The organism is Gordonia asplenii, assembly GCF_012933505.1.
In the GTDB taxonomy this organism is placed as follows: Bacteria; Actinomycetota; Actinomycetes; order Mycobacteriales; family Mycobacteriaceae; genus Gordonia; species Gordonia asplenii.
Genome location: NZ_JABBNB010000001.1, coordinates 117,101 through 139,414, shown reverse-complemented (window position 1 = coordinate 139,414; position 22,314 = coordinate 117,101). Strand labels below are relative to the sequence as shown.

Below are 22,314 nucleotides of genomic sequence, written 5' to 3'. Positions count from 1 at the left end.
GACGCTACTTGTTCTTGGGCTGCTGGAATTTCGAGACGTCGATAGCGTCGAAGTCGATGCCCTGCAGGCCCGGCGGCAGTTCGTCGAGGCCGGCCGGCATGCCCGACAGATCGGGGAACCCCGCGGGCATCCCCGGCATTCCGGGGAAGCCTCCCCGCGCCTTCGGCGGTGTGGGTCCACGTCCCTTGCCGCGGCCCTTCTTGCCGCCCTTGCCCTTGTTCTTGTTCTTGGAGCGGCGGTTGATCCCGCCCATGCCCATCCGGCCGGACATCTGCGCCATCATCTTGCGGGCTTCGAAGAAGCGGTCGACGAGCTGGTTGACGTCGGTGACGGTGACGCCCGAACCGTTGGCGATACGCAGGCGGCGCGACGCGTTGATGATCTTCGGGTTGGCGCGCTCGGCGGGCGTCATGCCGCGGATGATCGCCTGGACGCGGTCGAGCTGCTTGTCGTCGACCGCGGCGATCGCGTCCTTCATCTGCCCGGCGCCGGGCAGCATGCCCAGGATGTTGCCGATCGGCCCCATCTTGCGGATCATCAACATCTGTTCGAGGAAGTCCTCGAGGGTCAGTTCGCCGCCGACGATCTTGGCCGCGGCTTCCTCGGCTTGCTGTGCGTCCCAATGGGATTCGGCCTGCTCGATGAGCGACAGCACGTCGCCCATGCCGAGGATGCGGCTGGCCATCCGGTCCGGGTGGAAGACGTCGAAGTCGTCGAGCTTCTCCCCCGACGACGCGAACATGATCGGTTGGCCGGTGACCTCACGCACCGACAGTGCCGCGCCGCCGCGCGCGTCGCCGTCGAGCTTGGTGAGGACCACGCCGGTGAATCCGACGCCGTCGGCGAAGGCCTGGGCGGTGGTCACCGCGTCCTGGCCGATCATGGCGTCGACGACGAACAGGACTTCGTCGGGGTCGGTGGCGGCGCGGATGTCGGAGGCCTGCTGCATCAACTCGTCGTCGAGGCCGAGGCGGCCCGCGGTGTCGATGATCACGACGTCGCGCTGCTCGGTGCGGGCCTGCTCGACGCCCGCCCGCGCGACGGCGACCGGATCGCCCGCGCTGACTCCGAGGGCACCCTCGCCGCCGACGCCGGTTCCGGCGTGCGGTGCGAACACCGGCACGCCCGCGCGCTCACCCACGATCTGCAGCTGCGACACCGCACCGGGGCGCTGAAGGTCGCAGGCGACGAGCATCGGGGTGTGGCCCTGCTTGATCAGCCAGTTGCCCAGCTTGCCGGCCAGCGTGGTCTTACCGGCGCCCTGCAGACCGGCGAGCATGATGACCGTCGGCGGTGTCTTGGCGAGGCTGATCCGCCGGGTCTCACCGCCGAGGATGCCGATGAGTTCTTCGTTGACGATCTTGACGACCTGCTGCGCCGGGTTGAGGGCACCGGAGACCTCGGCGCCCTTGGCGCGTTCTTTGATCTTGGCGATGAACGTGCGCACCACGGGCAGCGAGACGTCCGCTTCGAGCAGTGCGAGGCGGATCTCCCGGCAGGTCCGGTCGATGTCGGCGTCGGACAGGCGCCCCTTTCCGCGCAGGTCGGAAAGTACACCGGTCAAGCGATCGGAGAGCGAATCAAACATTCCTCTAGGCTACGTGAGCGCTTGATCTGCGACGTCGTCAGTGTCGGTGTTCACCCGAGGCGGCGACGTAGCCGCGACGACCTCGGCCTCGATGCGCTGCCTGGCCCGCTCGGCGTCGCCGGTCAGGCGCAGCCCGAAGTTGTCCACGACGGTTCCGCCCAGCGTGGTCGCGGTGGCCCACACCACTTCCCCGCCACGCCGTTCGATGATTCCGGTCACCTTGCTGAGCAGTCCGACGGCGTCGGGGGCGCGCAGTTCCAGGACGGAGACGTCGGCGCGGGGGTGGGTCCACGTCGTCCTCGGCGGTGCCACGCCGAACAGGGCCGGCAAGCCTTCTTCTTTGCTCAGCCCGACCGGCCGCGACGTCTCCTCGGCGGCGGCGCGCTCGGCGAGTTTCGTCCCGACGTCGAGTTTGCCGTCGACGGCGGCGATCAACTGCTGGCGCAGGAGCACATCCTGTGGTGGCTCGCCGAACCGTGGGACCACCCGGAAGGTGTTCACGGCGCTGCCCGCGTGCCCGTTGACGGTGGCGGCCTGCACCCGTAGTCCGGCCAGTGCCAGCACACCCGCCATCTTCGCAAGCAATCCGGGGCGGTCCGGCGCGACCATGGTCACCAGATGGGTGTGCGGGCCGTCGGGGGTGTGGGTCAAGGTGACGGCGAAACCGCCCGCTTCGGCCAGCGCCTTGAGCTCGTCGGACAACGGTTCGGGCGCGGGCGGCTCGTCCCCTTCGATCAGCGCGCTGGTCCGGCGGACCAGTTCGGCGATCAGCGAGGCCTTCCAGTCGCCCCACACGCCGGGTCCGGTGGCCTTGGAGTCGGCCTCGGCCAGAACCGCCAACAATTCGAGGAGCTGCCGGTCATGGCCGAGTTTGTAAGCGACCTCGGCCGCGGTGGCCGGGTCACCGAGGTCGCGGCGGGTCGCGATCTGCGGCAACAGCAGATGATGACGGACCATCGCCGCGAGTGTCTCGGTGTCCTGCGGCCACAGGCCCATCCGCTGGCCGATGGCCACCGCGAGTTCGGCCCCGACGACGCTGTGGTCGGCGTCGCGCCCCTTGCCGAGGTCGTGGATGAGCGCGCCGAGCAGCAACAAGTCCGGGCGCGCGACCCGCGTGGTCATCGTCGCGGCGTAGGCGACGGTCTCCACAAGGTGCCGGTCGACGGTCCAGGTGTGGATCGCGTCGCGCGGCGGCAGGTCGCGGACCGCTCCCCACTCGGGTAGCAGGCGCCCCCACAATCCGGTCCGGTCGAGTGCTTCGATCGGACCGAGAATGCGATGCCCGGTCGAGAGCAGGCCGATCAGGTCGTCGCGTGCCTCGGTCGACCACGGCGCACGCAGTTCGGGTGCGAAGTCGGCGAGGCGGTTGAGCGTCGACGCGCCGATGGGCAGGCCGGTGCGCGCCGACGCCGATGCCACGCGCAACACCAGGCCGGCATCCCGGCTGGGAATTGCGTTGCGCGCCAACACGATCTCCCCTTGATGTTCGACGACGCCCTCATCCAGGGGGCGGCGGACCGGGGTGCGCCGCAAGGCGGCGAGGCTACGTCGGGGCACCGAGTTCGACGCCGTGCGGATGCCGACCTCCACGGCATAGGAGATCGTGCGCGACGCATCGCTGATGACCCGAGACAGGTCGAAGCGGTCGCCGACGCGCAGCGCGGCTCCGATCTCGTCGGCGTCTTGCGCGCGCACCTGCTCACGCGCCCGTCCGGCGATGCGATGCAGTTCGGTGCGGATGTCGAGCAGCCGCGCGTAGGCCAATTGCGGTGCGGCACCGGGTGAGTCGGCCCGCAGCGACCCCATCCCGTCGGTGAGCTGGCCGAGGGCCAGCGCCGAGAGGAGCTGCACGTCGCGCAGGCCGCCGCGACCGTTCTTGAGGTCGGGTTCGGTGCGGTGGGCGATGTCGCCGGCCCGCTGCCACCGCGCTTGGGCATGAGTCAGTACGTCGGGCAGTCGGCGTCGGATATCGGTGCGCCACTGCTGCCGGATTCCACCGATCAACAACGACGAGAGATCCTCGTCGCCCACGATGTGGCGGGCCTCGGTCATGCCGAGAGCCGCGCTGACGTCGTCGCGGGCCACCGCGAGTGCCTGCGGTACCGTCCGGACGCTGTGGTCGAGGGCGATGTTGGCGTCCCACAGCGGATACCAGAGTCCGTCGGCGACGTCGGAGACGCGGTCGGGGTTCATCTCGTCGTGCAGCAGGATCAGATCGAGATCCGAGTACGGCACCACTTCACGCCGCCCGAGGCCGCCGACGGCGACGATGGCGAATCCGCTGCGTTCGGTGATGCCGAGTTCGGTGGCCTTGGTGGCCAGCCAGAATTCGAACAGATCGCCGAGCGCCCGCCGTAGCCCAGGGGCGTCGAGTTTGCCACTCGCGTTGCGCTCCAACAGATTACGGCGGGCGATCGTCAGATCTTTGGCCGAGCCGATCGGGGAGGTACTCATTGTCGAAGTTGCCCTTTCTCGGCTTGGCGGTGGTGAGTGCGGGGCTCCTAGGGTGTGTCTCCCAATTCTTCTGCGAGGCATCGGTGGATCCGATGGCCGATCTGGCAAGGCGGAGGAGGGAGCGATAGCGGCAGCTATCGCGACCGACGACAACGCGGCCAGGCGGTCAGCGGGCCGCCGAGGACCGCAAAGGGAATTGGGAGACACACCCTAGAGTGCCTCGGCGCCGCGCTCGCCGGTACGGACCCGCACCACCGAGTCGACCGGCGACACCCAGACCTTTCCGTCACCGATCTTTCCGGTGCGGGCCGCCTCGACGATGACCTCGACCACCCGGTCCACCGCGGTGTCGTCGACGACGACCTCCACGCGGACCTTCGGAACGAAGTCGACCGAGTACTCCGCGCCGCGGTAGACCTCGGTGTGGCCCTTCTGGCGGCCGTAGCCCTGGACTTCGCTGACCGTCATGCCGACGATGCCGGCCTGTTCGAGTCCCGCTTTGACATCCTCTAGGGTGAACGGCTTGACAATTGCGGTGATGAGTTTCATGAGTTAATTGGTCCTCTCCATACGAATTAGCGTAGTCAGTGCGCCGATGCCCGGGTGCATCCCCTGTCGAAGACGCGCCCTAGTGTCTCGTGTCGGAAATTGTTGGCCGGTTGCCGTGAGTCAGCTGGACGGCTGGCAAGGCGGAGGAGGGAGCGATACCGGTAGGTATCGCGACCGACGACAACGCTGCCAGGCGTTCAGGTGGCCGCGGCATACCGTCCAATGAATTTCCGACACGGGGCACTAGGCATATTCGTAGGCGGTTTCGGCGTGCTCGGTCTCATCGATACCCTGTGCCTCTTCGTCGGTGCTGACTCGCCAGCCGAGCGGCTTGAGGACCACCGCGATGATCGCGGTGAGGATGCCGGTGAAGGTCAGCGCGAAGGCCGCGATCACGAGCTGCACGACGAGCTGCTTGTAGTCGTGTCCGTAGAGGAGGCCGGTTTCCTTGGCGAACAGTCCGATGGCGACCGTGCCCCACAGGCCGGCGACCAGGTGCACACCGACGACGTCGAGCGAATCGTCGTAGCCGAACTTGTTCTTCAGTCCGACGGCGACGGCGGCCAGCGCTCCGGCGATCACGCCGAGACCGAGCGAACCGACCGGCGTCAAGGCACCACAGGCGGGGGTGATGGCGACCAGCCCGGCGACCACGCCCGACGCCGCGCCGACGCTGGTGGGGTGACGGTCGCGGACCCATTCCACCGCCAGCCAGCCGATCATCGCCGCAGCGGTGGCGGCGGTGGTGTTGATCCAGACCATGCCGGCGTTGGTGTCGGCCTTGAGCTCCGACCCGGCGTTGAACCCGAACCACCCGAACCACAGGAGCGCGGCGCCGAGCATGACGAACGGGATGTTGTGCGGGCGGAACGCCGTCTTGCCGAAGCCGAGACGCTTGCCGACGACGAGTACCAGAACCAGTCCGGCCATACCGGCGTTGATGTGGACGACGGTTCCACCGGCGAAGTCGATCGGCGGAACGGCCGCGCTGACCTTACCGGTCGCGTCTTTCACGGTTCCGAACAGCCAGGACGCGAAACCGTGCTCCGAGCCGGACATGATGCCGCCGCCCCACACCATGTGGGCGAGCGGGAAGTAGACGACGGTGGCCCACAGCACGGTGAACACCAGCCAGGTGGAGAACTTGACACGTTCGGCGATGGCTCCCGAGATCAGCGCGACCGTGATCACCGCGAAGGTGAGCTGGAAGGCCAGGAACACCGTCGACGGAATCGTCAGACCGCCGGTGACCGCCTCGGTGACGGTCGCGCCGCCCTTGACGACGTCTCTCGTCTCGGCGAGCTGATCGGAGCCGAAGAGCCCGAACGGATTGGAGAAGATGCCCCAGATGTCGTCGTCGCCGGTGATCCCGTTGCCGAAGGACATCGAGAAGCCCCACAGCACGTAGACGACACTGACGGTGCCGATGGAGCCGAACGACATCATCATCATGTTCAGAACGGACTTGCTGCGCGACAGACCGCCGTAGAAGAACGCCAGTGCCGGCGTCATCAACAGCACGAGCGCTGCACTGGCGAGCATCCAAGCGGTGTCGCCGGAGTCCGGCACGCCGAATGCACTGTCTGGCAACGCCAGCACGGTTTGAGTCACTACCACGGTGGAAACCTCCTTGAGCGAACGCACCGGATGGGGTCGGCGCCTGTCAAAAAGACTGTCGTCGTGGGGTTTCGGCGATGGTGCACCAGCGTTTCTGCCGTGTGAACCAATCGCGGGTTTGTATTTCGGTGATGTAACGCCCGAGTGGGTTCAGGCGCGCGCGACGATGCCGGCGAGGTTCAGTCCGGCGTCGAGCTCGCCGTACATCGCCGGGCCGTCGGCGCCGATTCGGGCCGAGACGAACCCGTCGGAGATCGCCGTGGGGGCCTGCCGGATGAGGATCGAGGCCTGCAGCGCGAGTGCGAGCGCGGCGACGAGCCGCCGGGCCAGCGCGGGTGCGGCGGCGGGGTCGGCGGTGGCCCGTGCGACGAGTGCGCGGGTCTTGGCCACGTGCGCGTCGAAGTCGGCGTGCACGCCGAGTGCGGCGGCGATCTCGTCGTCGACCGCCTGCACCGACTCGGGGTCACGGGCCATCGCGCGCAGGACGTCGAGCGCGATCACATTGCCCGACCCCTCCCAGACGGCCATCACCGGCTGCTCGCGGAAACGTCGGGCCAGCGGGAATCCTTCGGTGTAGCCGTTGCCGCCGAGGCATTCGAGCGCCTCGTAGGCGTGCCCGGGGCCGCGCTTGCAGACCCAGTACTTGGTGACCGCGCCCGCGAGGCGGCGGAATGCGACCGACGCCGCATCGTCGGAGTCGTAGGCCGATGCGAGCCGCAGGCCGGTCCAGGTCGCGGCTTCGGCTTCGAGGTGCAGGTCGGCGATGACCGAGGTCATGGCCGGTTGATCGATCAGGAGCGCACCGAATGCCGACCGGTGCCGGGTGTGCCAGGCCGCCTCGGCAACCGCTTGGCGCATTCCCGCCGCCGAACCGAGGACGCAGTCGAGGCGGGTCTGGTTGACCATCTCGATGATGGTCTTGACACCCGCGCCCTCGTCGCCGAGTCGCCAGCCGACGGTCTGGTCGAATTCGACCTCCGACGACGCGTTGGATTTGTTGCCCAGCTTGTCTTTGAGCCGCTGGATGTTGAAGACGTTGCGTGTGCCGTCGGGCAGCGTGCGCGGTACCAGGAAACAGGTGATGCCGCCGGGAGCCTGCGCGAGGACGAGGAAGGCGTCGGACTGCGGGGCCGAGCAGAACCACTTATGCCCGACGATCCGGTAGGTGCCGTCCCCGGCGTCGACGGCGGTGGTCGTATTGGCGCGGACGTCGGAGCCGCCCTGCTTCTCGGTCATCGCCATGCCGAAGACGGCTGACGTCTTGGCGGGGTCGGAGAGGTCGGGTGTGTAGTCGCGCGAGTAGACGCGAGGGAGCCACCGCTGCGCGAGGTCGCGATCGGAGCGCAGCGACGGCACGACGGCGTGGGTCATGCTGATCGGGCAGGAGTGTCCGGGCTCGACCTGCGCGAACATCATGAACGACGCCGCGCGTGCGACGTGCGCACCGGCGCGCGGTTGCGCCCAGCAGCTGGTGTGAGCGCCGTGGGCGATCGCCGCGCCGAAGATGCGATGGTAGGCCGGATGGAATTCGACGGCGTCGACGCGGTTGCCCCAGCGGTCGTGGGTGGACAGTTCGGGAGTGAAGCGGTTGGCGAGTTCGGCGTCGTGGATGAAGTCGGCCTGGCCGACGAGTGCGCCGACCGCGGTGAGTTCACCACTCGCCCAGTCGCCACCGTAGGACGCGACCGCCTCCCGCAGGGCCGGGTTGACGAGGTACTCGTTGACGTCGGCGCGCGGTGCGGCCTGGTTGGTCACGAGGTGGGTGGGGGTCATCGGCGATTCCTTGGTGTCGGCGCGAATAGTGTTGTGTCCGTGGGATTTTCGTTCCAACGTCGTTTCTCCGCACCGAGGGCACGGAAACAGAACGTGCGAATGGTGTCGAGGAGGGCGGCGTCGTCGGTCGGCTCCGACATCGCCGCAGAGGGATTCAGCGCTCCCACGAGGGCTTCGGAGATCGCGCCCATGACGGCCGAGGAGACGACGGGCGCGTCCTGCTGGTCGAAGTCACCGGACGCCACGCCCGCCGCGATGATTTCGGTGCCGAGATCTCGGTAGGACTGCCGCAGCGCCATTCGCTCCGTTTCGACGGCGGGGATCACCGGCTCGAACAGCAGCGCCCACGCCAGTTGCCTGCCGCGCAGCGCGCGCTCGGCGAACACTTCGATCAACGCGTCGAGTCGACGGACGGGATCGGACTGCCCGTCGACCGCCGACTTCACCTGCGCGAGTTCATAACGCGCGGCATCGCGGAAGACTTCGGCGAGCAGCGCCTCGCGCTTGTCGAAATGCGAGTACACCGACCCGACGGCGACACCGCTGCGCGCGGCGATGGCTGCCACCGTGGTGCCGGTGAATCCTTGTTCGGCCACCAGCGCGCGAGCGGCCCGCAGCACCGCGACGCGCTTGGCCGCCGCGGTGGCGCGGGTGGCGTCGGTGGGCCGGTACGGCATGGTTCTCCTGTTGTCGTCGAAGAAGTGAATTCGAGTTCAGAACTTCCCACGAAGAATTGAACCATGATTCAGGAGTTGATGACAAGGGGTGAGTCGGCAAAGAGATGAGTCGGCATGTGTGAGGCGGCGCGGGATCGGCGCCGCCCGACAGGCGAGCCGATTACAGCAGCGCGTCTACGAATGCCTCTGGCTCGAAGGGCGCCAGATCGTCGGCGCCCTCCCCCAGTCCGACGAGTTTGACCGGTACGCCGAGTTCCTCTTGAACGTGGAAGACGATGCCGCCCTTGGCGGTTCCGTCGAGTTTGGTGAGGACCACGCCGGTGATGTCGACGACGTCGGCGAAGACACGGGCCTGGATGAGGCCGTTCTGTCCGACGGTGGCATCGAGGACGAGCAGCACCTCGTCGACCTTGGCCTTCTTTTCGACGACACGCTTGACCTTGTCGAGTTCGTCCATGAGGCCGGTCTTGGTGTGCAGGCGGCCCGCGGTGTCGACCATGACGACGTCGACGCCGCGGTCGATGCCGGTGGCGACGGCGTCGAAGGCGACGGAGGCGGGGTCGGCTTGTTCTTTGCCGCGGACGATGTCGGCACCGACGCGTTCGCCCCAGGTCTGGAGTTGGTCGGCGGCGGCTGCGCGGAAGGTGTCGGCGGCGCCGAGCAGGACGCGGCGACCGTCGGCGACCAGGACGCGGGCGAGTTTGCCGGTGGTGGTGGTCTTACCGGTGCCGTTGACGCCGACGACGAGGATGACGGCGGGGTGGTCGTTGTGCGGGAGGGCACGCACCGACCGGTCGAGTTCGGGGTGGAGTTGTTCGACGAGCACGCGTTTGAAGATCGCCCGGGCGTCGGCGGCGGTGCGGACGCTGTTGGCGGCGAGTTCGGTACGCAGCTTCTCGACGACGGCCAGCGTGGAGGTGGTGCCGAGGTCGGCCATCAGGAGGGTGTCTTCGATTTCCTCCCAGGAGTCTTCGTCGAGGTCGCCGCCGCCGAGGAGTCCGAGGACGCCCTTGCCGATGGCTCCCTGCGACCGGGAGAGGCGGCCGCGCAGGCGGGAGAGCCGACCCGCGGTGGGCGCGATCTCATCGAGTTCGACGGTGGGCGCCGTGGGTTCCGGTTCAGCTTCCGGTTCGGCCTCGACTTCTTCGACGGTCTCCGGTTCTGCGACGGTGGGTTCTGCGACGACCTCGTCGACGACCGGTTCTGCGGCGGCGGGTTCCTCCGCGACCGTCGGCTCAGCGACCGGCTTCTCCTCTACCGGCATCTCTTCGACCGGCTTCGCCTCCACCGGCTTCTCGACGGCCGGCTTCTCCTCTACCGGCTCCCCGACAGCCGGCTCCTCGACCTCCGGCAGCGGCTTGACCACGACCTTCGGTTCGGGCACCGGCTTCTTCGGCGGTTCGGCGACGGTAGTTGCGGGCCCCTGGCTGAAACTGAACCCGGTGTTGGTCTCGTAGCCACCGGATTTGTCGAGCTTGCCCTTCTTCTCGTCGGTGACCGTCGGTGCCGTGATGTCCGACAACGAGATACGTCGACGCCGGGACAGCACGAGGCCGAGCGAGACCAGTGCGATCAGCAGGACGACGGCGACCACGATGCCGATGATGATGGAGCTGTTCATAGGTCAATCCTCGCTGATTCGTCGCGGCGACGGTGCGGCAGGGCGGGTTGGACCCGCCGACGAAGCTGCTCGGCGAGTGTCGCCTCTGGAAGGTGTGGTGCCGGCGACCCGCTACTCGGTGACGGGGACGTCGAGGTCGACGCCGCGCAGCCGCTGCGAGATCACGGTGGTGATACCGTCGCCGCGCATGCTGACGCCGTAGAGAGCGTCGGCGACCTGCATGGTCGGCTTCTGGTGGGTGATGACGATCAGCTGTGACCGCTCCCGCAATTGCTCGAACAGGGTGATCAGGCGCCGCAAGTTGGTGTCGTCGAGCGCGGCCTCCACTTCGTCCATGACGTAGAAGGGTGACGGACGCGCGCGGAAGATGGCCACCAGCATCGCCACCGCGGTCAGCGACTTCTCGCCGCCGGAGAGCAGCGAGAGCCGCTTGACCTTCTTGCCCGGCGGCCGCGCTTCCACTTCGATGCCGGTGGTGAGCATGTCGCTCGGATCGGTCAGCAGCAGGCGTCCCTCGCCGCCGGGGAACAGTGTCGCGAACACCTGGGTGAATTCCTGCTCGACGTCGGCGTAGGCGTCGGTGAAGACCTGCAGAATGCGGGCGTCGACGTCTTCGACGACGGCGAGCAGGTCGGCGCGGGCCGCCTTGACGTCCTCGAGCTGCGCGGAGAGGAAGTTGTACCGTTCCTCCAACGCCGCGAACTCCTCGAGCGCGAGCGGGTTCACCTTGCCGAGTGTGTTGAGGTCCTTCTGTGCCTTCTTCGCGCGGGCTTCCTGCGTTGCGCGGTCGAAGGGTATCGGCGCGGGCGCGACGACGAGTTCGCCGCGCGCCTTCGCGTCTTCGTACTCCTGGATCTCTAGCGCCGACGGCGGCATCGCGACGTCGGGGCCGTACTCGGCGATCAGATCGTCGGGCGCGATCGCGAACGTCTCCAGGATCTGTTCCTCGAGTTGTTCGATGCGCAGTGCCGCCTGAGCCTTGGCGACTTCGTCGCGGTGAACGGTGTCGCGGAGCGAGTCGAGCTGCGCGGTCAGCTGAGTGACGCGTTCTTTGACGATGTTGAGCGCCTCGGTCCGCTGTGACCGCACGCGTTCCAGGTGATCGCGGGTGGTCTGAGCGTCGGCCACAGCGGCAGCGAGTCTGGTGGCGACCTGCGCTCCCGACGTCGCCACCGCTGCCGCGACGGCCGCGCCGCGGCGTCGGGCTTCGTCGGCTCGACGCGCACGCTCGCGTGCTTCTCGCTCGTTGCGCGCGGCGCGACGCAGTGAATCGGCCTTGCCGCGTACCGACGCGAGCCGTTCTTCGGCGGTCCGCAACGTCAGTCGAGATTCCATGTCGGTGCCACGGGCGATGTTGACCGCGGCGGCCGTCGTCTCACGGTCGGCCGCGCCGGGCAGTTCGACGGCGTCGGGGTCGTCGGCGACGGCCTGGGCCATCAGGACTTCCTCCTCGGCCGCCTCGATCTCGGCGATCGTCTCCGACCGCCCCTCGGACGCCTTGTCCCGCTGACGATTCAAGCGCGCGGCCTCGTCGGCGGCGGCACGCACGTCATGGCCCAGACGCGCGAGCTGCTCGTATGCGGCGCCCAGCGTCGAATCGGATTCATGAAGTGCCGCGAGGGCCTCTTCGGCGACGTCGGCGCGTTCTCGCTGTTCGGTGAGTGCGCCCGACAGTGCCGCTCGCACCTCTTCGACGTGGTGGCGCGCGTGCGCGAGTTCTGCTGTGGCGGTGTCGATCGCGGACTGAACTTCGAGGCTGGACTGCCGGTGCGATGACCCGCCGTCGACAGTTGCCGCCCCGACACGGTCACCGTCGCCGGTCACCGCGACGACACCCGGATGCGCGTCGACGACGGCGAGCGCCTGTTCAGCGGTCTCGACGACGGCGACCGCACCGAGGAGTACGTCGATGGCACCGGCGACGGCGTCGGGGCACGTCACGAGTTCACGAGCCCACCGCCCGCCGCCTGGCAGCGCCGGATAGCTGCGCGCGGATGCGCTCAGACCGCCGACGATCAGTGCCGCTCGACCGCCGTCGCCCGCTTTGAGAACCTCGAGAGCCCGGACCGCCGCAAGCGCGTCGACTGTCGCGACGGCATCCACCGCCGGCCCCAGAGCAGCTGCGATCGCGGTCTCGTAACCCGCCGCGACGGTGATCAGGTCACTCAGTGGTGCCATCAGTCCATCGGCGTCGTTCTCGATCAGCCAGGCGCCGCCGTCGCCGCGTTCCAGGCCGACGGCGAGGGCGTCGATCCGTGCGGACAGAGATGCGATCCGCTGCTCGGTCTCACGTTCGTCGGTCTGCAGCGTCGAGACGCGTTCGTCGGCGTGTTCCAGCGCACGGACCGAGCGCTCATGGTGTTCGTCGAGGCCCTGCTCCGAACTCTCGAATTCGCCGACGCGTGCGACGACGGCGTCCAGCTCGTGCTGCGCCGCGGCCGCGCGATCACGAGCGGCGACGATCGCCGTCGTCAACCGATCGACTTCTGCGCCAACCGAATCCGCGCGAGTGCGCAGGGTTGCGAGCCGACCTTCCAAGCGTGCCAAGCCTTCTCGGCGGTCGGCGACCGCGGCGACGGCCGCGTGGTGTGCCCGCTCGGCCGCTGATGCCTCCGATTCCCGTTCTGCCAGTTCAAGTTTCGCTACTTCCAGGCCCTCCATCGCCATCTCGACGGCGGCGCCGAGTTCCGCCTCGTGCAGCGCGGCCTCATCGGCCTGCTGGTCGAGACGTTCGGGGTCGGTGCCCGACGATCGGGTGCTGGGCTCGTTGAGGTAGCGGCTGCGGTCGGTGGCGATGCGCACGGTGGCGTCGACGCGCTCGGCCAGTGCCGAGAGCCGGAACCAGCCTTGGCTCGCCGCGGCCGCCGCCGGGGTGACCTGGGCGAGGTGCGTCTCGTGCTCGGTGAGTTCGGCCGTGAACGCGTCGAGGTGGGCCATCACCTCGTCCTGCTGGGCGCGGAGCATGTCTTCTTCGGCGGTCTGTTCGGCCATCTCGGTGCGCCGGTTCACCAGGTCGTCGGCGGCCAGACGCAGTTTCGCATCACGCAGATCGGCCTGAACCGTCTGGGCGCGGCGAGCGACCTCGGCCTGTCGGCCCAGCGGCTTGAGTTGGCGTCGAAGTTCGGTGGTGAGGTCGGTCAGGCGCGCGAGGTTGGCCTGCATACCGTCGAGCTTGCGAACGGCCTTCTCTTTACGCTTGCGGTGTTTGAGGACACCCGCCGCCTCTTCGATGAACGCGCGCCGGTCTTCGGGCCTCGATTCCAGGATGGCCGCCAGCCGCCCCTGCCCGACGATGACGTGCATTTCCCGCCCGATGCCGGAGTCGCTGAGGAGTTCCTGCACGTCCATCAGGCGACACGAGTTGCCGTTGATCTCGTATTCGCCGGCTCCGTCGCGGAACATGCGCCGCGTCACCGACACTTCGGAGTACTCGATGGGCAGGGCGCCGTCGGAGTTGTCGATCGTGAGGGTCACCTCGGCGCGGCCCAGCGGTGGCCGGCCCGACGTCCCGGCGAAGATGACGTCTTCCATCTTGCCGCCGCGCAGCGCTTTGGCCCCCTGCTCCCCCATCACCCAGGTGAGCGCGTCGACGACGTTCGACTTGCCCGAGCCGTTCGGACCCACCACCGCGGTGATGCCGGGTTCGAAGCGCAGCGTCGTCGACGACGCAAACGACTTGAATCCCTTCAGGGTCAGGCTCTTGAGGTGCACGACCGTACAGAATACCCGCTGGTCTGCATACGACTGGATCACACACTCAAGCCATCAGCCGTACCCGAGGTGACAACCCGCTCCCCGACTGCCCAAGCAACCACTCGCCCCCGAGCGCCCAGGCGACCATCCGCCCCGAGCGCTGAAGCGAGCCTGCTCCCCGAGTGCCGACGCAACCACTCGCTCCCCGAGTGCCGAAGCGAGCTCGCGAGCTTCGGTGTAACGAGGGGTCTGGTGAGACAAAACACCCAACCCAACACCATCGGTCGCTCTGCCCCGCCGCCAGCTACTTCTCGACGAAACCGGTCAGATCACCACGCGCGTCGTCGAATCGTTCGACGACGGCGTCGACCTTGCCAGGCGTCTGACCCGAACGCAGCGCTACCAGGAGCGCGTCGACCGCCGCCCGCTCACCTTCGGCGACGACCAGCACCCGCCCGTCGGCCTGATTCGACGCGTAGCCGACGAGGCCGAGTTCCAGCGCCCGCGATCGTGTCCACCAGCGGAAACCGACACCCTGTACGTAGCCGTGCACGAATGCCGTCATACGGATCTGCGACGCCGTCACGCGCTACTCCGTCTCGATCGCGAGCGTGACCTTCGTTCCCGCCTTGAGTGTGCGGCCGACCGTGCACACGCGATCGACGGCCCGTTCGACGACGACCAGCAGCCGTTGCACGGCCTCGGGGTCGAGTTCGGACATGTCGACCTGCAGTATCTCGTCGAGCTGCGGGTACAACTCGTTGTCGCGATCGGCGGCGCCACTGACCCGGACGGTGGCGTCGTAGTCGTCGCCGAGGCGACGCGACAGCGGAAGATCCGATGACATCCCGGTGCAGGCGGCCAACGCGATCTTCAGCAATTCGCCCGGTGTGAAAACGCCCTCGACGTCCTCCGACCCGATCAACACCTGCGCGCCCCGCGAGCTCTGTCCGGTATATCGGCGAGTTCCGGTGCGCTCCACCCACAATTCCGTCATGGGACTATTCAACACGGAGGGTGTGGGTTTGTTCCTGGGGGTGGGTACGCGGAGAGTGCGATCCATGCCATCGCGGCGACGCCGTCACGTCGGTCATCTCACTCGCGCAGCCAACTCAGCCCGAAACCTCCGAGGCCGCATTCATGTCTAGGACACTCGAAGTCCACGACCCGGGCGATATCAGTGCGCTCAGGCTCGGGGAGGTCGATTCCACCGAATTCTCGCGCGGCTCGCAATAGCGCGAAACCGATATGAGGATCGCGTGCCGCGTTGGTTGAGGCGTCTTGGATCCCAGCCTCCCTTCCTCGCTGCTGCCAGCAACAATAGCCGGTCAGACGCCGCTATCGAGGGAGCCCACTTCGCTAGACTTCCGAACACGTTCCGAATACCATGTGGTCATGACCATTGCAACTGGCCTCCCTGCCGCCACGCGACGCTCCTCGGACCTGAGCAAACACTCCGCCGAAGTCTTCGCCGAGGCCGAGGACCATCCCGTCACGGTGACCCGCCGAGACGGCGAGGCACTGGTATTGATGTCGCAGCGCGAGGCCGAAGGACGCGCGCGCCTGCTTACCTTCGCCGCGCAGCTGATCACCGTGACCCTGGATGACGCGGGCACGCTCGCCGAGCGCATGACGAAGGCCTTCCCGTGGATGCTGGCTCTCACCCCGACCGACCGCGAGACCTGCGCCCAGGACCTCGTCGATGCCGCGAGAGCGTCGTTCGCGACCAATCAACCGCACATAGCCATCGCCGAGCTGACATCCTGGAAGGAGACGGCAACCGCCGTTGCGGCAGGTCTGGGGAGAACGGATGTCGAGTGGCTCGACGAAGAAGATGCCACCCGGACCGTGGAGCGTCCCTGACCGTGGCCGCGATGAAAAGGGAGCTCGTCCCCAGACCTCCGAAGAGGGTCGAGTACGAGATCCGCTTCGCCACCACGGATGCACAGAAGGGCTGGCGGGATCTTGTCGCGACGATCCGCAACCCGATGACCGACGCCTGGGACTTTCTCACCCGAACGCCGCTATCCACGACGCCGACGAACTACCGCCTGAAGGGTGAGCTCGGCACGATCCAGCGTGGCGGGAAGAGCTATGAGCGCTGGCAACACAAACCGACGATGAGGGGTACCGCGCGCATCTGGTTCTACATCGACGGGCGCACGGTACTCCTCGAGCAGGTGCACACGAGCCACCCGAACGAGACGAAGTAGCCCCATGTAACGGCGCTGGTCAAGGGCGACGGTCCGCGACGGCTCGGTCCGTCGTCAGAGTCACGACTTGACGACTGCGCTCTTACCGATCACGGCACACTCGTCGGACTCCCCCAATTGGTGTCGGCCTACCGCGTCCGACGGGCAGGAGTAACTCGAGCGGTTCATGAACGCCTCACGCCGCATCGGGCTGCCGCAGCGCCGACACGGTTCTCCTTCTCTCCCATAGGCATTCAACGATCGGTCGAAATACCCGGACTACTTACGTTGGACACGTCGATATGCTCTCGCCGCAGCAGGCACATGTCCGCCCGTCGCGAGCGACCGGCTGCGAGATTGCGTCACGTTCGCTCCGCGGCTGGTCCGAATCGGATCAGTCATCGGGGACGTGGCTCCGCAGCGCCTCGGCGAGCGGTGGGAGGTAGTTATCGACGACATCGCGGACAACATCGACATCGACCCCGAAGTACTGATGAACGAGAAGTTCAGAGCAACGACATACCGCCGGCACCGCTCGACGGCCACCAGAACGTCCGCGATGCGCTGACCGGCGTCGCGACTCACAGCCCGACTGCGTCGACGAGGGCCGAAGCCGAGATCGGACGCTTGAGCAACTGCAGCGGGAACACATCTATGTCGTCGCGACCAAACAGTGCTCGTGTCTCCTCCATCAGCCCGGAAGCACGCATGAGTAGATTGCCGTCTTTCGGGTCCATCTCGACGAGAATGTCGATGTCGGAGCCGGAGTGAGCGGTACCGCGCGCGACCGAGCCGAAGAGCTTCGGGTTGGTCGCACCGTACTTGACCAGCAGTGCCTGGAATTCGCCTCTACGCGCCTCAATGAGCTCGCGCAAAGCGAGTGTCTCGGGCGTAGCGACGGGCTTCGGCATGCATCAAGGTTAACTGTGTCTTGCCCATCGCATCCATACTGCGGAGCGGTTCCCCCATCGAATACGGGCTCACGGTTGTGCCTTACTGTCCGCTCGAGCATCGAGGCTACGTCTCAGCCGAAACTCGGGAGCCCAACCGACGACGGCCACTTCGCCGTCGCCCAGGACTCCGCAGGCGCACATCCGGCGTCGGCCGGGTCGCGTTCCCTTACCGCGGCTTCCGCTGACACGACGGACAAGAGTAACTCGAGCGGTTCATGAACGCCTCCCGCCGCATCGGGCGGCCGCAGCGCCGACACGGTTCTCCTTCTCTCCCATAGGCATTCAACGATCGGTCGAAATACCCCGACTCCCCGTTCACGTTCACATACAGCTCGTCGAACGACGTTCCGCCGACGTCGATCGCCTCGGCCATCACGTCGGTGACGTGCCCGACGAGTTCGTCGAGTTTGGCCCGACTGATCTTGTCGGTCGCGCGGGTGCCGTGCAGCTTGGCCCGCCACAGCGATTCGTCGGCGTAGATGTTTCCGACGCCGGAGATCAGCGTCTGGTCGAGCAGCGCGCGCTTGATCTCGGTATGACGCCGGGAGATGTTGCGCAGCAATGCTTTTCGGTCGAACAATGGGTCGAACGGGTCCGGCGCGATGTGCGCGACGCTGGCGGGCAGCGCATCATCGACGCCGCCGGTGATGTCGCGGTCGTAGTCGTCGAGATGCCAGCCACCGAAGGTGCGCTGGTCGATGAACCGCAACTCGCCCGACGACTGGTCGCCGTCGAGGTGCACGCGTACGCGCAGATGGATAGGGTCGTCGGCGCCGTCGGCGGCGATGATCAACTGCCCGCTCATGCCCAGGTGGACCACCGCGGCGACGGCGTCGCCCGGCCCGGCGGCGTCGAGCCAGAGGTACTTGCCCCGACGTCGCGCAGCAGTGAATGTCTTGCCCTGCAAGCGCGCAGCGAAGTCGACGGGACCGGCGAGATGACGCCGGATGGCACGCGGATGAAGTACTTCGACATCTGTGACCGTCCGCCCGACGACGTGCATCTGCACGCCGCGGCGGATGGTCTCCACTTCGGGAAGTTCGGGCATCGAGGACTCAGGCCTGCCCGCTGCGCCCGGTGATCTCCTGCCAGGCGGTCTCGGCGGCGCGCTGTTCGGCTTCCTTCTTCGTCCGCCCGACGCCGCGCCCGAAGGCGTCGCCGCCGACGACGGCGACCGCGGTGAACTCCTTGTCGTGGTCGGGCCCCGACGACGAGACCTGGTACTGGGGCGGCCCGAGCGACTTCTCCGCGGCCAGTTCTTGCAGCGAGGTCTTCCAGTCCAGCCCGGCGCCCAGTTCACCGGAACGCTCTACGATGTCGTCGAACAGGGCGAGGATCACGCGCTTCACCTCGGCGATGCCGTGGTCGAGAAAGATTGCGCCGAAAAGGGATTCGAGGCCGTCGGCGAGGATCGAATCCTTGTCGCGCCCACCGGTCTGCTCCTCGCCCTTGCCCAGGTAGAGGTGCCGCCCCAGGCCGCCTTCGCCGAGTTCGCGGGCGATTGCGGCCAACGCGTGACCGTTGACGACACTCGCACGAATCTTCGCGAGCTCCCCCTCGGGCCGATCGGGAAAGTCCAGATACAGCTTCTCGGTGATGACGACGCCGAGCACCGAGTCGCCGAGGAACTCGAGGCGTTCGTTCGTCGGGAGACCACCGTGCTCGTACGCATAGGACCGGTGCGTGAGCGCGAGGGTCAACAAATCGTCGGACACCGCCGCCCCCACCGCGGCAAGCAGGGCGTCGGTGTCACGCCCCTTGGTGGTGGCGCTCGGAATCGTCGCTCTCGGCGTGTCTCCCCCCGTCACGATCGCGTCGACCTCACTTCTCTGGGTTGTTCAGATCGGATAGCTTCCCGGCCAGACCCGCCCATCGCGGGTCGATGATGTCGTGATGGTGGCCCGGCTCGGCGGTGGCCAACCGCACGCCGCACTCGGTGCACAGCCCTTCACAATCCTCCGAACACAGTGGGGACAGCGGCAATTCGAGCCCGACGGCGTCGATCACGGCCTGTTCCAAGTCGATCCGATCGTCGACGATCCGGGCGATCTCGTCGGCGTCGGTCGTCTGCTCGGTCTCGCTGTTGGGGTAGGCGAACAGCTCGGTGAGGAAGACGGTGACGGTGTCTTCGACGGGTTCCAGACACCGCGAGCACTGGCCCTCGGTGTCACCGCTGACGGTCCCGGTGACCAGCACACCCTCCGACACCGACTCCAGCCGAAGGTCTAGGTCGATGTCACTGTCGGCGGGGATGCCGATCATCTCGGCGCCGATTCGCTCCGGCGACGACACCGTCCGGTGCACTTCGTTCATGCTTCCGGGGCGGCGTCCGAGCGACCGGATGTCGATCGAGAAACACCCCTTTTTCGGGGATACCTTGTGATCAGCCACGAAGGAGAGGATACGCGCCGCGATCAGCCGGCGAGTACAGAGCGCTCCGCTTCATCGTTGTCGACGCTGCGCGGGTACTCGACGTAGTCGTGCATGCCCGCGCCGGTGCGCAGCTGGTGACGACCACGGTTGACCGAACGCAGTGTCCCGGTGAGCACTTCCTCGAAGTCGGCGAGCTTCTCGTCGACGTACACGTCGCAGTCGCCACGCAGCCGGTCGGCTTCGGCGTGTGCGGCGTCGATGATGCGATCGGCTTCCGACTTCGACGCCGTGACCACGGCTGATTCGGCGACCAGACGCTGTTGCTCGGCGATGCCGTCGGCGACCGACTTGTCGTAGGTGTTGTTGGCCGCGTCGATGGTGCGCGCCGCCTCCGCACGGGCGCGCCCGGTGACCGCTTCGAACTCGCGGGCCGCGGACTGACCGAGTCGACGAGCCTCCTCGGTGGCATTGTCGACGAGCGACTTGCCATGCGCGGCAGCCTCATTGACCATCCGGTCGGCCTGCGACTTGGCGTCGGCCAGCATCCGGTCGGCTTCCGCGCGGGCGTGCGCGATCATGTCCGACGACTCGGTCTCGGCGGTCGTGATGGTCTTGTCCGCGTGATCGCGGGCGTTGCCGATCATCGAGTCCCGCTGATCGAGGACGTCCTGAGCGTCGTCGAGTTCACCGGGAATCGAGTCTTTGATGTCGTCGAGCAGTTCGAGGACGTCACCGCGCGGCACGACGCAGTTGGCCGTCATCGGCACACCTCGGGCCTCCTCGACGATGGCGACGAGCTCGTCCAGAGCTTCAAATACGCGGTACACAGCTACCCCAATCTGGCGATGTGATTGATGGGTTCATTGTGCCCAATGTGACTCATGTGATCTGGGAGGCGAGAGTGGTCGGCGTGTCGAGTTGTACTTGAGGGTTTGGGAGTTAGGCGGTGCGCTCCCCGGTCAGCTTCGCCTGCACACGATCGAAGATGTGCGACGACAGGAACGGCGTCACGTCGCCGCCGAGCTTGGCGACCTCCTTGACCAACGAACTCGACACATGCGAGAACTTGGGGTCGGTCAGCATGAACATCGTCTCGACGTCGGCGAGATCTCGGTTCATCTGCGCCATCGGGACCTCGTAGGCGAAGTCCGTCTCCGACCGCAGGCCCTTGACGATGGTCGTGATGGATTCGCGCACCAGATAGTCGACGAGCAGTCCGGTCCACTGATCGACGCGCACGTTGGGCAGGTCGGCGCAGTCGCCGGCGATCAGTTCGAGGCGCTCGGCGATGCCGAACATTCCCTGCTTGTTGGGGTTGACGACGACGGTCACCACCACTTCGTCGAACCTCGACGCCGCGCGCCGCACGACATACCGATGACCGAGGGTGAATGGATCGTAGGAACCCGGCACAACCGCTTTGCTCATGCCGATCAACCTACCGGGCTGGACGATTCCCCCGTCGCTCCGCTCGCCCCGGACGATCCCCCGTCGCTCCGCTCGCCCCGGGCCGATCCGCCCGGCGCGCCGCCACTTCGACGCGGGTGTCGCCGTAATTCTTCGTCACGACGACGTCCAGCCCGCCCGGCCACGAGGTCTGCGGGGCGCGCTTGGCCCGTTCGACGACGAGCAGTCCGTCGTCGGTGAGCAAATCGGATACGTCGGCCAAGACCTGCGCCAGAAGCGCGTCGTCGATCGCGTAGGGCGGGTCCGCGAGAATCAGGTCGAACGTCTGGCGCGGCCCGCCGAGAAAATCGGCGACCGACCGCCCGGCGAGCGTCGTGCGGTCGCCCGCGTCACAGGTCGCGATGTTGGCTCGGATCGCGGCGACGGCCTTGCGGTCGGACTCGACGAACACCACATGTCGGGCACCCCGTGAGAGCGCCTCGAGACCGAGCGCGCCGGAACCCGCGTACAGGTCGAGGACAGCGGCGTCGTCGAGGTCCATCCGCGCGTCGAGCATCGAGAACAGCGCCTCCCGGACCCGATCCGAGGTGGGCCGGGTGTTGTCGCCACCGACGGTCAATCTGCGCCCGCCGAGGGTTCCGGCAATGATTCTGGTCATAGGGCATCCATTGTCCCATCGCCCCGAGTCGGACGCCGCAGTGGCCAATATGTGATCCACTTCACATTCAGCGCTGAACAGTGCGAAGAATGGGTAATTGTGTCTCGATTCGGCAACGCTAGTGACACCACTCGGCCAGATTGTTAGCGTCGAAAACAGTATGAGGCCGTTCCCCCAAAGCACGACCCCAGGTTCACAGTCCCAGGTTGTCTTCCGACATCCGCGGATATCCGACGGCGCGCGGATTCATCGGATCGCCGCCGACAGCAAGGTGCTCGACACCAACACCCCGTACGCTTATGTGCTGTGGTGTCACGACTTCGCCGAGACGTCGATCGTCGCCGACATCGACGGTGCCACAGTCGGTTTCGTCACCGGTTACCTACGGCCCGACGAGCCGGGCGTGGTCATGGTATGGCAGGTCGCCGTCGATGCGGCGGCCCGCGGCGCAGGCGTCGCCGCGGGACTGCTGCATAGTCTGCTCGACGCCGTCGCACCGGCGGGCGCGCATACGCTGCAGACCACCATCAGTCCGGATAACGAAGCGTCGCAACGCCTTTTCGCCTCGGTCGCCACCGACCGCGGGATGACCTTCTCCCGCGCCTCCCTGTTCGCCGCGTCGGATTTCACCCTCGGCGACGCTGCCTGCGACCATCAGCCCGAGGACCTCTACACCCTCGCACCGTAGATCGCGCACCCCCTCGCACTTCGGAAATTGTGAAGATACGAAACCAATGAGAAAGCAGATAACGGAGAAAC

Annotated in this window: 21 protein-coding genes and 1 pseudogene; 3 read left to right on the top strand and 19 right to left on the bottom strand. The window is 67.0% G+C overall.

The window, feature by feature from the left end:
* Positions 1 to 4: 4 nt before the first annotated feature.
* From ffh to HH308_RS00570, 10 genes are all read right to left on the bottom strand, one after another.
* Complete coding sequence (gene ffh / locus HH308_RS00615) at positions 5 to 1,588, bottom strand: signal recognition particle protein (protein WP_170192226.1); 1,584 nt, start codon at positions 1,586 to 1,588, stop codon at positions 5 to 7.
* Positions 1,589 to 1,597: 9 nt separating this feature from the next.
* Positions 1,598 to 4,042 carry a [protein-PII] uridylyltransferase gene (locus HH308_RS00610; protein WP_170192225.1) on the bottom strand — a complete coding sequence of 815 codons (2,445 nt, stop codon included), beginning with the start codon at positions 4,040 to 4,042 and terminating at the stop codon, positions 1,598 to 1,600.
* Positions 4,043 to 4,252: 210 nt separating this feature from the next.
* Positions 4,253 to 4,591, bottom strand: a complete 339-nt coding sequence (locus HH308_RS00605) for a P-II family nitrogen regulator (RefSeq protein WP_170192224.1) — start codon at positions 4,589 to 4,591, stop codon at positions 4,253 to 4,255.
* Positions 4,592 to 4,834: 243 nt separating this feature from the next.
* On the bottom strand, positions 4,835 to 6,133 hold the full coding sequence (locus tag HH308_RS00600; protein ID WP_170192549.1) for an ammonium transporter: 1,299 nt from the start codon (positions 6,131 to 6,133) through the stop codon (positions 4,835 to 4,837).
* A 225-nt stretch (positions 6,134 to 6,358) separates the two neighbouring features.
* Positions 6,359 to 7,981, bottom strand: coding sequence for an acyl-CoA dehydrogenase family protein (locus tag HH308_RS00595; protein ID WP_170192223.1), 1,623 nt, complete (start codon positions 7,979 to 7,981; stop codon positions 6,359 to 6,361).
* The gene (locus HH308_RS00590) at positions 7,978 to 8,658 is read right to left on the bottom strand and encodes a TetR/AcrR family transcriptional regulator (protein WP_170192222.1); all 681 of its coding nucleotides are present in this window, start codon (positions 8,656 to 8,658) and stop codon (positions 7,978 to 7,980) included. The genes HH308_RS00595 and HH308_RS00590 overlap by 4 nt, the downstream gene beginning before the upstream one ends.
* Positions 8,659 to 8,818: 160 nt before the next feature.
* Positions 8,819 to 10,279 carry a signal recognition particle-docking protein FtsY gene (gene ftsY / locus HH308_RS00585; RefSeq protein WP_170192221.1) on the bottom strand — a complete coding sequence of 487 codons (1,461 nt, stop codon included), beginning with the start codon at positions 10,277 to 10,279 and terminating at the stop codon, positions 8,819 to 8,821.
* A gap of 111 nt (positions 10,280 to 10,390) precedes the next feature.
* Positions 10,391 to 13,990 carry a chromosome segregation protein SMC gene (smc, locus tag HH308_RS00580; RefSeq protein WP_170192220.1) on the bottom strand — a complete coding sequence of 1,200 codons (3,600 nt, stop codon included), beginning with the start codon at positions 13,988 to 13,990 and terminating at the stop codon, positions 10,391 to 10,393.
* A 286-nt stretch (positions 13,991 to 14,276) separates the two neighbouring features.
* The gene (locus HH308_RS00575; RefSeq protein WP_170192219.1) at positions 14,277 to 14,558 is read right to left on the bottom strand and encodes an acylphosphatase; all 282 of its coding nucleotides are present in this window, start codon (positions 14,556 to 14,558) and stop codon (positions 14,277 to 14,279) included.
* A 3-nt stretch (positions 14,559 to 14,561) separates the two neighbouring features.
* A complete protein-coding gene (locus HH308_RS00570; protein WP_170192218.1) occupies positions 14,562 to 14,969 on the bottom strand; it encodes an OsmC family protein in 408 nt (135 codons plus the stop codon).
* A 398-nt stretch (positions 14,970 to 15,367) separates the two neighbouring features.
* Here HH308_RS00570 and HH308_RS00565 point away from each other — a divergent pair, with 398 nt between their 5' ends.
* Positions 15,368 to 15,835 carry a prevent-host-death protein gene (locus HH308_RS00565; RefSeq protein ID WP_170192217.1) on the top strand — a complete coding sequence of 156 codons (468 nt, stop codon included), beginning with the start codon at positions 15,368 to 15,370 and terminating at the stop codon, positions 15,833 to 15,835.
* Positions 15,836 to 15,846: 11 nt separating this feature from the next.
* A complete protein-coding gene (locus HH308_RS00560) occupies positions 15,847 to 16,185 on the top strand; it encodes a hypothetical protein (RefSeq protein ID WP_170192548.1) in 339 nt (112 codons plus the stop codon).
* Positions 16,186 to 16,245: 60 nt separating this feature from the next.
* Here the strand turns inward: HH308_RS00560 and HH308_RS00555 are convergent.
* From HH308_RS00555 to rsmD, 9 genes and pseudogenes are all read right to left on the bottom strand, one after another.
* A pseudogene (locus HH308_RS00555) lies at positions 16,246 to 16,443 on the bottom strand (zinc finger domain-containing protein); the annotation flags it as partial.
* A 115-nt stretch (positions 16,444 to 16,558) separates the two neighbouring features.
* The gene (locus HH308_RS29635) at positions 16,559 to 16,816 is read right to left on the bottom strand and encodes a HepT-like ribonuclease domain-containing protein (protein ID WP_246284038.1); all 258 of its coding nucleotides are present in this window, start codon (positions 16,814 to 16,816) and stop codon (positions 16,559 to 16,561) included.
* Complete coding sequence (locus HH308_RS00545; RefSeq protein ID WP_170192216.1) at positions 16,746 to 17,075, bottom strand: nucleotidyltransferase family protein; 330 nt, start codon at positions 17,073 to 17,075, stop codon at positions 16,746 to 16,748. Before HH308_RS00545 ends, HH308_RS29635 begins: the two co-directional genes overlap by 71 nt.
* 208 nt (positions 17,076 to 17,283) lie before the next feature.
* Positions 17,284 to 18,165 (bottom strand): bifunctional DNA-formamidopyrimidine glycosylase/DNA-(apurinic or apyrimidinic site) lyase, encoded by an 882-nt coding sequence (gene mutM, locus HH308_RS00540; RefSeq protein ID WP_170192215.1) that lies wholly within the window; start codon positions 18,163 to 18,165, stop codon positions 17,284 to 17,286.
* A gap of 7 nt (positions 18,166 to 18,172) precedes the next feature.
* A complete protein-coding gene (gene rnc, locus HH308_RS00535) occupies positions 18,173 to 18,895 on the bottom strand; it encodes a ribonuclease III (RefSeq protein ID WP_170192547.1) in 723 nt (240 codons plus the stop codon).
* Positions 18,896 to 18,938: 43 nt separating this feature from the next.
* Positions 18,939 to 19,508, bottom strand: coding sequence for a YceD family protein (locus HH308_RS00530; protein ID WP_312870239.1), 570 nt, complete (start codon positions 19,506 to 19,508; stop codon positions 18,939 to 18,941).
* 23 nt (positions 19,509 to 19,531) lie between these two features.
* Positions 19,532 to 20,317, bottom strand: coding sequence for an ATP synthase subunit B family protein (locus tag HH308_RS00525; protein ID WP_170192214.1), 786 nt, complete (start codon positions 20,315 to 20,317; stop codon positions 19,532 to 19,534).
* 112 nt (positions 20,318 to 20,429) lie between these two features.
* Entirely contained in the window at positions 20,430 to 20,918 is a 489-nt protein-coding gene (gene coaD, locus HH308_RS00520; RefSeq protein WP_170192213.1) for a pantetheine-phosphate adenylyltransferase, read from the bottom strand.
* Between the two features lie 10 nt (positions 20,919 to 20,928).
* Positions 20,929 to 21,555: a 16S rRNA (guanine(966)-N(2))-methyltransferase RsmD gene (gene rsmD, locus HH308_RS00515; protein ID WP_170192212.1), complete on the bottom strand. Its 627-nt coding sequence runs from the start codon at positions 21,553 to 21,555 to the stop codon at positions 20,929 to 20,931.
* Positions 21,556 to 21,715: 160 nt separating this feature from the next.
* On the opposite strand from rsmD, the gene ectA reads away from it, so the two are divergent.
* Positions 21,716 to 22,243 (top strand): diaminobutyrate acetyltransferase, encoded by a 528-nt coding sequence (gene ectA, locus HH308_RS00510; protein ID WP_170192211.1) that lies wholly within the window; start codon positions 21,716 to 21,718, stop codon positions 22,241 to 22,243.
* Positions 22,244 to 22,314: the final 71 nt, after the last annotated feature.

What these genes read in the sequence shown, in the direction of transcription:
- ffh (WP_170192226.1), bottom strand. Translation starts at nt 1,588, where the DNA reads ATGTTTGATTCGCTCTCCGATCGCTTGACCGGTGTACTTTCCGACCTG.
- HH308_RS00610 (WP_170192225.1), bottom strand. Translation starts at nt 4,042, where the DNA reads ATGAGTACCTCCCCGATCGGCTCGGCCAAAGATCTGACGATCGCCCGC.
- HH308_RS00605 (WP_170192224.1), bottom strand. Translation starts at nt 4,591, where the DNA reads ATGAAACTCATCACCGCAATTGTCAAGCCGTTCACCCTAGAGGATGTC.
- HH308_RS00600 (WP_170192549.1), bottom strand. Translation starts at nt 6,133, where the DNA reads ATGCTCGCCAGTGCAGCGCTCGTGCTGTTGATGACGCCGGCACTGGCG.
- HH308_RS00595 (WP_170192223.1), bottom strand. Translation starts at nt 7,981, where the DNA reads ATGACCCCCACCCACCTCGTGACCAACCAGGCCGCACCGCGCGCCGAC.
- HH308_RS00590 (WP_170192222.1), bottom strand. Translation starts at nt 8,658, where the DNA reads ATGCCGTACCGGCCCACCGACGCCACCCGCGCCACCGCGGCGGCCAAG.
- ftsY (WP_170192221.1), bottom strand. Translation starts at nt 10,279, where the DNA reads ATGAACAGCTCCATCATCATCGGCATCGTGGTCGCCGTCGTCCTGCTG.
- HH308_RS00570 (WP_170192218.1), bottom strand. Translation starts at nt 14,969, where the DNA reads ATGACGGAATTGTGGGTGGAGCGCACCGGAACTCGCCGATATACCGGA.
- HH308_RS00565 (WP_170192217.1), top strand. Translation starts at nt 15,368, where the DNA reads ATGACCATTGCAACTGGCCTCCCTGCCGCCACGCGACGCTCCTCGGAC.
- HH308_RS00560 (WP_170192548.1), top strand. Translation starts at nt 15,847, where the DNA reads ATGAAAAGGGAGCTCGTCCCCAGACCTCCGAAGAGGGTCGAGTACGAG.
- HH308_RS29635 (WP_246284038.1), bottom strand. Translation starts at nt 16,816, where the DNA reads ATGTGTTCCCGCTGCAGTTGCTCAAGCGTCCGATCTCGGCTTCGGCCC.
- HH308_RS00545 (WP_170192216.1), bottom strand. Translation starts at nt 17,075, where the DNA reads ATGCCGAAGCCCGTCGCTACGCCCGAGACACTCGCTTTGCGCGAGCTC.
- mutM (WP_170192215.1), bottom strand. Translation starts at nt 18,165, where the DNA reads ATGCCCGAACTTCCCGAAGTGGAGACCATCCGCCGCGGCGTGCAGATG.
- coaD (WP_170192213.1), bottom strand. Translation starts at nt 20,918, where the DNA reads ATGAGCAAAGCGGTTGTGCCGGGTTCCTACGATCCATTCACCCTCGGT.
- rsmD (WP_170192212.1), bottom strand. Translation starts at nt 21,555, where the DNA reads ATGACCAGAATCATTGCCGGAACCCTCGGCGGGCGCAGATTGACCGTC.
- ectA (WP_170192211.1), top strand. Translation starts at nt 21,716, where the DNA reads ATGAGGCCGTTCCCCCAAAGCACGACCCCAGGTTCACAGTCCCAGGTT.